General features: G+C 34.7%; 15 protein-coding genes and 1 tRNA gene. 8 read left to right on the top strand and 8 right to left on the bottom strand.

Features of this window, described 5'->3' with window-relative positions; genetic code table 11:
* The first annotated feature begins 548 nt into the window (after positions 1 to 548).
* The 5 genes from ACST13_RS01840 to ACST13_RS01820 all read left to right on the top strand — a co-directional run bounded on the left by ACST13_RS01840 (position 549) and on the right by ACST13_RS01820 (position 4175).
* Positions 549 to 1793 carry a tyrosine-type recombinase/integrase gene (locus ACST13_RS01840; RefSeq protein WP_459521514.1) on the top strand — a complete coding sequence of 415 codons (1245 nt, stop codon included), beginning with the start codon at positions 549 to 551 and terminating at the stop codon, positions 1791 to 1793.
* Positions 1794 to 1805: 12 nt separating this feature from the next.
* Positions 1806 to 2495: a hypothetical protein gene (locus tag ACST13_RS01835; protein ID WP_459521513.1), complete on the top strand. Its 690-nt coding sequence runs from the start codon at positions 1806 to 1808 to the stop codon at positions 2493 to 2495.
* A gap of 85 nt (positions 2496 to 2580) precedes the next feature.
* Positions 2581 to 2865: a helix-turn-helix domain-containing protein gene (locus ACST13_RS01830; RefSeq protein ID WP_459521512.1), complete on the top strand. Its 285-nt coding sequence runs from the start codon at positions 2581 to 2583 to the stop codon at positions 2863 to 2865.
* Positions 2866 to 2871: 6 nt separating this feature from the next.
* Positions 2872 to 3219, top strand: coding sequence for a hypothetical protein (locus ACST13_RS01825; RefSeq protein ID WP_459521511.1), 348 nt, complete (start codon positions 2872 to 2874; stop codon positions 3217 to 3219).
* 2 nt (positions 3220 to 3221) lie between these two features.
* Positions 3222 to 4175, top strand: a complete 954-nt coding sequence (locus ACST13_RS01820) for a hypothetical protein (protein WP_459521510.1) — start codon at positions 3222 to 3224, stop codon at positions 4173 to 4175.
* A 116-nt stretch (positions 4176 to 4291) separates the two neighbouring features.
* On the opposite strand, the gene ACST13_RS01815 is transcribed toward ACST13_RS01820, so the two are convergent.
* The 6 genes from ACST13_RS01815 to ACST13_RS01790 form a co-directional block, all read right to left on the bottom strand.
* Positions 4292 to 4723, bottom strand: coding sequence for a hypothetical protein (locus ACST13_RS01815; RefSeq protein WP_459521509.1), 432 nt, complete (start codon positions 4721 to 4723; stop codon positions 4292 to 4294).
* 153 nt (positions 4724 to 4876) lie between these two features.
* The gene (locus ACST13_RS01810) at positions 4877 to 5284 is read right to left on the bottom strand and encodes a hypothetical protein (RefSeq protein WP_459521508.1); all 408 of its coding nucleotides are present in this window, start codon (positions 5282 to 5284) and stop codon (positions 4877 to 4879) included.
* Positions 5285 to 5358: 74 nt separating this feature from the next.
* Positions 5359 to 5967 carry a hypothetical protein gene (locus ACST13_RS01805; protein ID WP_459521507.1) on the bottom strand — a complete coding sequence of 203 codons (609 nt, stop codon included), beginning with the start codon at positions 5965 to 5967 and terminating at the stop codon, positions 5359 to 5361.
* A gap of 28 nt (positions 5968 to 5995) precedes the next feature.
* Positions 5996 to 6613, bottom strand: a complete 618-nt coding sequence (locus ACST13_RS01800; RefSeq protein ID WP_459521506.1) for a hypothetical protein — start codon at positions 6611 to 6613, stop codon at positions 5996 to 5998.
* Between the two features lie 21 nt (positions 6614 to 6634).
* Positions 6635 to 7096, bottom strand: coding sequence for a hypothetical protein (locus tag ACST13_RS01795; RefSeq protein ID WP_459521505.1), 462 nt, complete (start codon positions 7094 to 7096; stop codon positions 6635 to 6637).
* 194 nt (positions 7097 to 7290) lie between these two features.
* Positions 7291 to 7362: transfer RNA gene (locus tag ACST13_RS01790), tRNA-Glu, on the bottom strand.
* 127 nt (positions 7363 to 7489) lie between these two features.
* Here ACST13_RS01790 and glgB point away from each other — a divergent pair.
* Entirely contained in the window at positions 7490 to 9388 is a 1899-nt protein-coding gene (glgB, locus tag ACST13_RS01785) for a 1,4-alpha-glucan branching protein GlgB (RefSeq protein WP_459521504.1), read from the top strand.
* A 195-nt stretch (positions 9389 to 9583) separates the two neighbouring features.
* On the opposite strand, the gene ACST13_RS01780 is transcribed toward glgB, so the two are convergent.
* On the bottom strand, positions 9584 to 9991 hold the full coding sequence (locus ACST13_RS01780) for a DUF2721 domain-containing protein (RefSeq protein ID WP_459521503.1): 408 nt from the start codon (positions 9989 to 9991) through the stop codon (positions 9584 to 9586).
* A gap of 1 nt (position 9992) precedes the next feature.
* Positions 9993 to 10817: an orotidine-5'-phosphate decarboxylase gene (gene pyrF, locus ACST13_RS01775; protein ID WP_459521502.1), complete on the bottom strand. Its 825-nt coding sequence runs from the start codon at positions 10815 to 10817 to the stop codon at positions 9993 to 9995.
* Between the two features lie 66 nt (positions 10818 to 10883).
* Here pyrF and rfbC point away from each other — a divergent pair, with 66 nt between their 5' ends.
* Both rfbC and pyrR read left to right on the top strand, forming a co-directional pair.
* Positions 10884 to 11423, top strand: a complete 540-nt coding sequence (rfbC, locus tag ACST13_RS01770) for a dTDP-4-dehydrorhamnose 3,5-epimerase (RefSeq protein ID WP_459521501.1) — start codon at positions 10884 to 10886, stop codon at positions 11421 to 11423.
* Positions 11424 to 11448: 25 nt separating this feature from the next.
* Positions 11449 to 11991: a bifunctional pyr operon transcriptional regulator/uracil phosphoribosyltransferase PyrR gene (gene pyrR, locus ACST13_RS01765; protein WP_459460287.1), complete on the top strand. Its 543-nt coding sequence runs from the start codon at positions 11449 to 11451 to the stop codon at positions 11989 to 11991.
* Positions 11992 to 11997 lie beyond the last annotated feature (6 nt).

Here is an 11997-nt window from a genome sequence, read left to right as displayed (position 1 = left end):
CGGATGTCTTTGATGTAATTTTCTGCTGATTGTTTTTTTCTTGTTTCCATTTTGTAATTTAATAATTGTTTGGAAACACTCCCTAAGAAATAACCTCTATCGGTCCACTTTTTGCTGACGATTTACATACCCGCCTAGCTGCAATGGGTTTTCCACCACATGAGATCATGATCATTAGCGGACACAAATCTATTAAAACATATGAGATTTACATCAAAGTCAATAAGCGAAATGTCCTGAAAGAGATGATTGAGAAGGTAAATCAGAGGTCGTTAGAATTCAATAGATAACTCAGTTTGCTACTACTTTTGCTACCACTACCGTAAAATAAAAGAAACCACTCGCCCTGAGTGGTTTCTAGTAGTCCGTACGGGAATAAAACCTACTAATTTTAGATATTTTACAACACATCCAAATAAGCATAAAAACCTCTTAAATTTACTATATTATCAATATAAACACAATAATCTAGTTAAAATAAATAATATATAATAAGAATAAGTTAAGAAAATGTGGGGAAAATGTGGGGAAACGAATATATTTGCATCATGTCAACAATCAAATATTTTATTAAGGGGAATTCAACATTATCTCAAATCTATGTAAGAGTAAGGGATGGTAGAGATATTGACCTTTCTACTAAGACTCAACTAGTAATCGATTCAGAAAATTGGTCTTCAAAAAAAGGGGAAGTCAAACAAACTTCTTCATTTTCAGAAAAACTTAATCTACAAAAGAAACTTAATCAACTAGCATCCACATTAAACGACCAAATTCATAAAGCAAAACTAAACGGAATTGAACTCAATAGAGATTGGTTAAACAATTGCATTGAGATATTTCATGGAAGAGTAAAGGATATATCCTCTGAACTAATTAAAATAATTGAAAACCATGTGCTTTCTCTAAAAAATGGTTTGAAAAAACTTGAAAGCCCTACGACTAAAGTATTCGGAAATACGATTAATCATATTTCAATGTTTCAAAAACATAAGGGGAAAGTATTTCACATTTTTGACGTAGATAATAGTTTCCTTGAGGAATTAATAACTTTCCTTAAAGATGTGGAAGGATATGCAAGTTCGACTGTAAACAAAGATATTTCAAGAATCATACAAGTCTGCAAAACGGCAAAAATTAAGGGATTAGAAGTCAACGATTCTATTTTCCTTGCAAAATATACTTCAGATAAACCTCCAAGGTCATTCGTAACTCTTTCAGAAGAAGAATTGAGTAAAATTCAAGAGTATAAAGGAACTGATTATTTAGAAAATGTAAGAGACTGGCTTATTATAGGTTGTTGGACTGGATGTAGAATAGGAGATTTGCTTAAATTAAATATTGAAAACGTCATACATCGTCCCGAAGGGTCAATTATAATTCGATATACACAGAGTAAGACTAAAAAAACAGTTGACATCCCAGTTCATCCATGTGTGCAAGAAATAATTAAAAGACTCAATGGTTTCCCTAGACCCATATCAGATGTCAAATTCAACAAATACATAAAGGAACTTTGCAAACGAGTTGAAATAAATAACAATGAGGAAGGGTTTAAAATGAATCCCAAGACTTTGAGAAAAGAAAATGGCATATTCCCAAAATATGAATTAGTTACTTCTCATATTTGCCGAAGAACTTATGCAACTAATCACTACTATAAACTTGCCAATAAGTTAATTATGAGAGTAACTGGTCATGCAACTGAGAGACAATTTTTAGACTATATCGGTGAAATAGATGATAATCACTTAGAAGCATTTGAAAACCTATATAATTCAACTGAAAAATAACCTATCAAGACAATGGAATTAAAAGATTTAAAAGATTTTATCTCAATAATATACTTTATAAAAAGTTTGACAGATGAGGCTTTGAAATTATCTGATAACAGTGAAGTTCAATTTTTGTATATAACAAATGAAATAGATTCAGAAGAATATTTCAATAGAACAATTGGGAAACGAATAGAATTTGAAATCAATCTAAAACTTTTAGATGTTGCTCTAATTTCTTTTAAAATTGAGGACGAGGAAAAATATTTTAAACTCAAGAAGGAAATATTGGAACTGAATTCCGAATGTCAGTATTTATATACACTTCCAGAAACTCCCCCAAACATCCTTTCTAATCACATAAGAGATTTACAGGTATTTCAATTCGTGAAAAAATCTAGCACTGACCAATTAAATGAATCAGCACAAAACTCTCAAACAGAAGTTAAAGAGGAGGAAGAAATACCTGAATTTGAAATATCAACAATACCTGACAGAGTCCGATTACTTATGGAGTTAGGAATTATAGAGCACTTAGAAAAAGAACTCCCAATATTAAAGGATAAAAAGAAAAAATTAACTGAGTTACTAATGCAATTTTTAAATATCCCATACAATTCTTTGCAACCAGTTGTAAACGCAATTGGGTACGATGATGACAATCCTAGAAAACCAAAACTTACTAAAAAGGTTCAAAATGTATTAAATAAATACAAATAAGAAAAATATGTAAAAAGTATGTAACCTAGAAAAAACCTACTTATTCGATTGAATTAGACTTGCATAAACAATTAAACAATTGATTATGACCCAAGTCCAGTTTATCCAAGTTTCGCCACAGGAACTAGCAACCCTAATTCAGGAGTCGGTAAAGCAATCTCTACCCACCCCACCCTTTCCCACAATCGAGTCAAAACAAAAAGAAATTTTGACTCGAATTGAAACCGCCAACTTATTCTCAATAAGTTTAGTTTGTCTTCACGATTGGGTGAAAAAGGCAATCCTAAAACCTTATAAGGTTGGAAACAAAACCTACTTCAAAAGAAGCGAGGTGATGGAAGTATTAAGTTCATCCAACAAACAGAATTAAATAACTATGATTGTCAAAGGCACAATGGTTGTTTATTCTAGGATTAAGCAACTTAAAACTATTTCATATTATGAAACAGATAATCAGTTTATCCCCAAATGTCTTTCCAAAATTATAAAAATCGAGGATGATAGAGGATTTCATAACGGAGAACCCAATGGAAAACACTTTGATAAGTGGTTAAGAGTAAAACATCCAACTTTAAAATTCAAAAAAGGATGTTTGTCTACTGGATTGTTGAAAACACAAAAAGTAGATTATTTCAATGGCGATTTCAAAGTAAACGGACAAAGGATTCAGTTAATAATTGAGTCTAGCAAAGACTGGGAAATACTTGCCATAACAGTGAAATAATAGTGAGAAAAGAAAAGAATTTAGGATTATTAGAAGCAACTAATAATCCTAAGTCTTTGATTGTTAAAGGCATTCAAAGATACGAATATATCCCCATTGATTTTATCAAATGTCAGATTATCAAGTTAAACCCGGAAATGTTACTCAATAATACAATTTTAGACTTTAGAAGTCTTGTAAATCGTGAAACGGGTGAATTCAAACCTAAAAGAGTCGCAACGTATAAAAATATTAAAATTACTATTGCAGATTCTGGTTTTATAGAGTTCTCTGGCTCAATACACAAGTATTTAAACGATGGGATTCACAATTATAATGATTTTACTTACTCGGACTACAAAGTAGCCTTAAATCGAATTTATGAAGACTTCAAGATATTACCAGAGAATATGTGGATTCAAAATCTTGAATATGGGGTTAATATTACTCCGCCAATCAAAAGCAGTCTTATTTTGAACAACTGTTTTCTTCATAAAAGACAGACCATTTCATATCCGATAAACACTAAAAATGGACATTTCATTCAAGCAGAACATAAAAGAAATTATTACTTAAAGGTTTATGATAAAGCGAAACAATACAGGCCAATAAACAATGGATTAAAGGGTCAGGAAATCCTCCGTATCGAAGTAAAACAAATCAGATGGCATAAGTATCGAAAAAACAATATAAATACCTTAGATGACTTTAATAGGTGTGCCAAATATATATTTATTAATGATTTGACAAACAAGTGGGAGGAATTAGTCTTTTACAATCCATTGTCTAATCATTCTAATTTTGGAGAAAAGTACTCCAATCCCAATTATTGGATAAGTCTTCTTGACAAAAACTTGAAAACTTATTATCGTCATATTCTAAATTTACGAACTGCAAACTCTAAAAGCGGAGGCGATATTCAAAAGTCAATTAAGAGATTAATCCTTGACAAAATTGATTACCTAAATTTGAATTAAGTTGATTAATCAAACATAAAAAAGGGTAAGAATTCCGACTTTAAATATAGGTGGAATTCTTACCTTCTAATTGACATCTAAGATGTTAGAGCATTTCTAACAAAAACGAAATCAAACTAATTTAACATGAAATATAAAGCAGATGTGAACAATCCGAATCCGATTAAGATAATTCCCATACATCCACTTTTGGCTTTGGTTTCTAACTCTTTGATTTTTTCTTCATCTCCAGATAAAAAAGAACCAAGCAAATTAAAATACTTATCCAATAACTCATTTTGAGATGTAGTATTACCTTCTCTTAGAATACAATTCATAAATATATTAGTTTCGGTATCAGAAACCTTTTTCAACTGGATTGTTGGACGAACAACAGTAACTCCTCCAACAAATGCCATAGTATAAGAATTAAACACATCATTCTTATTATCAATTTTGTAATGAATGCTAGAGGAACTCAACCTATCCATTGCGACTTTTACTTCTTCTAAAGAAAAATTAACATTAAAGTTTCTTTCTACTGGGACTTTATCTACAAAACCTGCCATAATTATTAAGATTTAGGATTAATATTGATTTACTTTCACAATTCAAAAGTATAAAATGCTCACTATAAAAATATAAGTTGTCAATAACCGACACCTTAAAAGAAAACTAGACGAATTGGACACTATAAAAAGAGATACGAAAAAAGGTTAAATTCAATAATCTACAGTATAATTAATTTCATAACTATCAAAACTAGAATATATATCTATTTCGGCTTTTCCCTTTCTATAAACAAAATTATTACTAACCCTACCATCGTCTGATTTAAAAACACTGGTATCTTTTAGTTTAAAGCCTAATACCTTTAATTGATTTTTAACATTTATATACTCTTTTTTATCTATCGTTTGGTAGGAAATGCAATATCTATATTTGTAATATCTCTGATATAATTTGATAAAATTAGATGCAGTTGAATTATCGTAATCCAAATTGAAAGCATAGCCTACACCTGTCCTTGTCGGTTCATCAATAGACTTATGAAAAACATATCCTTTTGATGTAACATAAGTATCAAAATTATCAACATCCATTGTTGACATTCTTATCAACTCAGACATTGAAAAGGATTGCCCAAATGAAGTTATTGCCAAGAAAACAACTAATAAAAAAGTATACTTAAGCCTCCTAATCATTAAAAATCATCTTTTAGTTTGTAAGGGTTTTTCAATTGAGTTTCTATTGAAGCAATCATATCATCAACTTTATTTTGCCACATCAAATGATATTGGTAAAATGACGAGTTGACTTTAAGCATATCCTTAGGCTTATTTAATTGCTGACACACATAATAACTACCAGATGGACTACCAGGCACAATAATACCGTTTATACTGGTTGAGGGAGTAGGAACGTTGCCTTCATCAAAAAAGGAAACTTTTACCTTACCATCTTTAAATTGTGCAATGAGTCTAACATACCAATCAAATCCTGAAGAACCTTTCATCCCCATAATTTTATAATTGGCACTTGTATTAAGTATATAGCGGATAACAATCTGACTCTCTGTCTCTCCTACCAAAACTTCCTTTAAGTTTACAAATGCAATTGAAGCCCAGTTTTTATATAAAACAATTAAATCTTTCTGTGACTTACCCTCAAATTCAATCACTTTAGAAACATATAATTTAGAGTTTATGTCCTCCCAAGTCTTTAATTCAGGAATATCAGAATCTTGCCCCTTTAGTAAAATAGGATTACTTATAAATATAAAAACAAACAATAGTGGGACTAATACTCTCATGTGTAATTACGTTAAAAACGTATTTTGACTAATTGAAAAGTGCTTCTTTTTTAGGTTTACTAATGAAATCAACAATTTTATCCTCTGAAATCAAATCCAAAAAATTATTTATTTCATTTGATGAAGTGAATACGAGTGCAAAACCACTTACTTTCATATATTGATTACTCGACGATTGCAATCCTCCAGTTTTGACAAATAACAAATATTCCAATTTTCCCTTATTTTCTCGAACTTCAAAGTTGAATGATGTAGAAATATCGTATTGAAAATTCCATTTACTTCCATACAAGAAATACGCATCTGCCCTGCTTTTAATATTCATTGGTTTACTAACTTCTTTTATATTATTCTCTTTAGCAGTTTTCACCCACTCTTCATACTTAAATCTTGCTTGAATAAGAGCATCAACAAAATTTTGATAACTTCTGTGATTAATCATAATCCCACCTTTAGCATAAACCATATCATATGACCATGCATCTATCCAAAGGGTAAACTTTCCCTTTTCTTTTGAATCAATCTGAATTGGGTATGTTTTTCGGAAATAGGTATTTTCATAACTTGTGAATTTATCTTGGGCTTGACTTGAAAAGCCAATTAAAACTCCCAACACTAAACAAAGCACTTTAAACGTATTTTTCATAAACACATTATTAAAATTAAATTAATCTCTTCCAAATAACTGCTTCAATGTTTTGTTATAAAGAGCAAACATCCCTTTACCAGTAACAGAAAGGTAAATCATTCCCATACCTACACTCCTATCGGTAACTATCAAAACTATATCATCCCCAATTTTTAAAGTTGTTTCTGCTCCTTTTTTATCATCAATTCGTGCCTTCAATAAATTATATAGAGATGTTAATTCTTCATCAGTTGCAATAAAAGATATTGACTTCAAAACAGTTAATTGCTTGTAGGTAATATCGTTATAAGTAAGAATAAATCGATTTGACCCCGTTTCTTGAGTATAATACTCTAATGATGCCATAAATGGATTCCATCCTGTACCTCCAACTTGGCCAATTGACTTTAACTTAGGTTTTTCCGTATCTAACTGCTGAATTTGTGCATTAGATATATTTACAGCACAAAAGAGCACCAACAAGGTAAATAACTTTTTCATTTTGAATTTATTTAAGGGCTTAATGGTAATGTACTTTCTACAAAGCAATATTACCTAATCTAATTTGAATTGAAAAGTAGTATTTATTCAAAGGCAAAAACAACTAATTTATAACTTGTGGGGAAAATGTGGGGAAGGATGAAACAAAAAATCCCCAAATCTGAATGATTTGAGGATATAATTGCCTACCTAAGTAGTCCGTACGGGAATCGAACCCGTGTTTCATCCGTGAAAGGGACGTGTCCTAACCCCTAGACGAACGGACCATTATTTATTTTGGTGGCACAAAGGTAGGTTTTTCTCTTTTATATTCAAAACTACCTGCTAAAAAAGACTAATTAATTTCTAATTAATTTTCGCTATTTTAGCCTAAACATTGAAGCAGAACCCCTTATGGCGAACGTCCACCCCTATTCAAGACTAACCGATTTTGACGTTGCTCTTTTCTTAAATGGCAAACATACAAGACTTTATGAGAAATTAGGAGCCTTCGAAATAGACCATGAAGGGTCGGTAGGAACGTTTTTTGCGGTTTGGGCACCTAACGCTAAAAAGGTGTTTGTAACCGGGAATTTTAATAGTTGGGATCGTTATTCTCACCCATTATTCCCTCGCTGGGACTCATCTGGCATTTGGGAAGGCTTTATTCCGGGAGTGAAAACGGGGGAAACGTACAAATATGGAATCGAAACGGCCACAGGGGAATATTTGGAGAAATTAGACCCCATGGGCTTGTATTGCGAGGCTCCTCCTAAGACGGCGAGCATTGTTTGGAATACCTATAAAGAGTGGAAAGATACGAAATGGCAGGAGATTAGGGGCGCAAAGAATGCCTTGAATGCGCCTATGTCTATCTATGAGGTGCATTTAGCCTCTTGGATGAAGACCCTGGAAAATGATTACCTGACATACGGTGATTTAGCTGTTAAATTGGTGAATTATGTGAAGGAAATGGGCTTTACGCACGTGGAATTTATGCCCATTATGGAATATCCCTATGATCCATCTTGGGGTTATCAAATTACAGGGTATTTTGCTCCTACGGCACGTTTTGGCGATCCACAGGGCTTCATGCACTTAGTGGAAGCCTTTCATCAGGCTGAGATTGGCGTAATTTTAGACTGGGTTCCCTCCCATTTTCCAGGCGATGCCCATGGATTATACAACTTTGATGGAGGAAGCGCTTACGAACATCCTGATCCTAAACGTGGCTACCACCCGGATTGGAAATCCTATATCTTCGATTATGGAAAGAATGAAGTGCGCTCTTTCTTATTATCCAACGCCTTTTTCTGGTGTGATCGCTACCATGTAGACGGTTTGCGCGTGGATGCGGTGGCTTCCATGTTATACTTAGATTATTCGAGAAATGATGGAGAGTGGGAACCTAATCAATTTGGTGGCAACCATAACCTTGAAGTAATTTCCTTCTTACAAGACTTGAATAGCCATATTTATGGCGAATTCCCCTATATCCAGATGATTGCTGAGGAATCGACGAGTTTCCCTGGGGTGACGAAACCGGTGTTTATGGGAGGATTAGGTTTTGGCCAAAAATGGATGATGGGCTGGATGAATGACACCCTTCGTTTTTTCCAAAAAGACCCCATTTACCGCCAGCATCACCTCAATGAGCTAACATTCTCTTTGATATACGCCTTCACGGAAAATTTCTGTTTACCTCTTTCTCATGATGAGGTCGTCTATGGAAAGGGCTCCTTATTAACTAAAATGCCAGGGGACGATTGGCAGAAATTTGCTAACCTTCGCCTACTTTTAACCGAACAGTTTACACATCCGGGTTCTCACTTATTATTTATGGGTGGGGAATTTGGCCAAAGAGAAGAATGGAATCACACCCAAAGTCTCGACTGGCACCTCACAGAACATCATTCGCATAAAGGAATTCAAGAAACGGTTAAAGCTTTAAACCAGCTTTACCGCTCAGAGCCAGCCTTCTATAGCAAACAATTTAATCACGAGGGTTTCGAGTGGATTGAATCAAATGACCAAGGTAATTCGGTCATTTCCTACATCAGAAAAGGGGATTCAGTGAAGCAACAAGTGATTGTTATCCTGAATCTAACGCCAGCTCCTAGGGATGGTTATCGGATCGGCGTGCCGCTTCCTGGTATTTGGAAAACCGTATTCAATTCAGATAATGAGGAATTCGGGGGAAGTAATTACGCAGTTTCAGGTGCAACCATGACGGAAGAAATCAACTGGCAAGGTAAGGCCTTCTCGATCGCGATCAACCTCCCTCCTCTTTCAGCGCTCATTCTAAAAGCATAAAGGTTTAGAAACAATAAAGACTCAGAAAAATTCCGAGCCTTTATTCAATCCGCCTAAGTAGTATTTTTAATGACCAAAAGTCATTCAAAATCTTTGTTTGTATGAAATGTAAAAATTGTACACAAAAATAGTAAATAAATTATAGGCGGAAAATATTTTGCACTTTATTTTTTAATATTTAGATAAAAAATAGCATTATTTCCTTTTGTTAATGATCTCTTCCATATCGGAAAGTTCCACCTCTAGGGCTTTGGTCGAAATCGTAATCTCCCAAGCACTTAATGCTAAAGAGATACTCATCCCTAAGAGTCCTATACCGAAGAACCAGCGAGCTGCTACCTGCAGATTCATAAACAACAAAAACATACAAATAACGCTCAAAATCAAACTTATAATCGCGATAATCTGCATACGTTGGATCAACTTCATCCGTAGACGTAAATTAGTAATCTGCAACACAATCGCATCATCTGGATTCTGCTGAAATTTCTCATGCAAACCGCGAATCAAGGACGCCATCGACATAAATCGATTCGTAAATGCGATCATCAACAAGGAAACCGTTGAGAACAATAAAGCCGGAGTACCGATGCTTAATTCCATGTTATTTATAGTAAAGATCTAATAATTGATTCATTTCCTCTTGCACTTTTTTCGCCTCTCTAGCGGCAGAAACAGTCGTATCATCCCCTGCATAGATAATCCCACGAGATGAATTCACGAGAAGTCCTACCTTTTTATTCATTCCAAATTTCGCCACATCAGCTAAACTCCCCCCCTGAGCACCTACGCCAGGAACTAAGAAGAAATTATCTGGTGCGATTTCGCGGACTTTGGCCATATAATCAGACCTAGTGGCGCCAATGACGAACATTAATTCATCTGCAGAACCCCATTCCATCGCTTTGCGCATTACCTTTTCATACAAGGTTATGCCATTTTCATCTTTTAATTGCTGAAAATCAGTACTTCCGGGATTAGAAGTTAAGGCCAAAAGAATCACCCATTTAGCTGAAAACTGCAAGAAAGGACTCACGGAATCCTCTCCCATGTAGGGTGCAACTGTCACCGAATCGAAGTCGAAGCCAGCAAAAGCTGGATCGAAGAAGGTTTGAGCGTATTTAGTAGCCGTATTTCCGATGTCTCCCCGTTTCGCATCTGCAATGGAAAACACGTCTTTAGGCATATATTCCATCGTTTTCTGCAAACTTTCCCAGCCAGCAGGTCCCAATGCTTCGTAAAATGCAATATTAGGCTTATAAGAAACTGCATAAGGCAAAGTAGCATCAATGACAGCCTTATTAAAAGAGAAAATGGGATCCTTTTCCGTTTTAAATCGACTCGGAATTAACGTGATATCGGTATCCAAACCCACGCACAAAAAAGACCTCTTCTGTTCAATTTGCTTAATTAATTCCGCTGAATTCATGTGAAAGAAGGAAAATAGGATTAATTTTACAACAAATCTATCCCTTTCCCCGCCAAAAACCAACGAATGGAATTCATTAAACACAATTTATCTGGAGTCATTGAATGCGTACCCACAAAATTTCACGATGATCGCGGATATTTTTACGAATCCTATAATCAGAAGCGCTTTGCAGCTAATGGAATACCGGAGGACTTTGTGCAGGATAATTTTTCTTACTCTACGAAAGGCGTCCTGAGGGGACTTCACTTCCAGAACCATCCCGAAGGACAAGGCAAATTAGTTCGAGTAATGACGGGTAAGGCTTTAGATGTGGTGGTGGATTTACGCCAGGACTCCCCTACCTTTGGACAGCATGAAACATTCGTTCTAGATGCAGATAAGGGCAATATGCTCTATGTACCTATTGGGTTTGCACATGGTTTTATGGCCTTAGAAGAGACTATTTTTGTCTATAAATGCACGAATTTTTGGAATAAAGACGCAGAATCAGGTATTCGCTGGAATGACCCTAATTTAGGTATCGATTGGGGTATTAAAAATCCAATTGTATCTGATAAGGACCAAATACTACCCGATTTCGACCCTAATCAGGTAATCTTTTAAAAAAAATTATATTATCTTTGCAATAATGACTCGTAAGCTGATTTTATCAAGCCCATTACTCGAAATAACCATATCTCGGTTATGCCAAGAGCTCATTGAAAATCAAATCAAAGACGTTGAAACAGTTATTTTAGGCTTGCAGCCTCGGGGTATTTATTTTGCCGAGCGTATTGCTAAAGAATTGAGTAAACACCTCGAAAAAGCGCCTAGTGTAGGAAAAATAGATGCTACGTTCTTCCGGGACGATTACCGCCGCAGAGAAACCGTATCGCCTAATTCAACCGATGTTCCCTTCCTGATCGAAAATAAGCGTGTCATTTTAGTGGATGACGTTTTAGCCACGGGCCGGATGGTTCGGGCGGCGCTAGATGCGATGAATAGTTTTGGGAGACCTGCTAAAGTAGAATTATGTGTCTTAATAGACCGTATATATAATCGTGATTTGCCTATAAACGCAGATTATGTAGGTAAAAGTGTAAATACCTTACCTACCGAGAAAGTACTCGTAGAATGGACGGAACAAGGCCATGAAGCGGATAGAATTTGGTTAATTCCTCAACAACCCTGATAAGAA

The sequence above is a fragment of the Aquirufa sp. A-Brett2-W8 genome, assembly GCF_054558755.1.
This window is presented reverse-complemented; position numbering and strand designations above follow the sequence as displayed.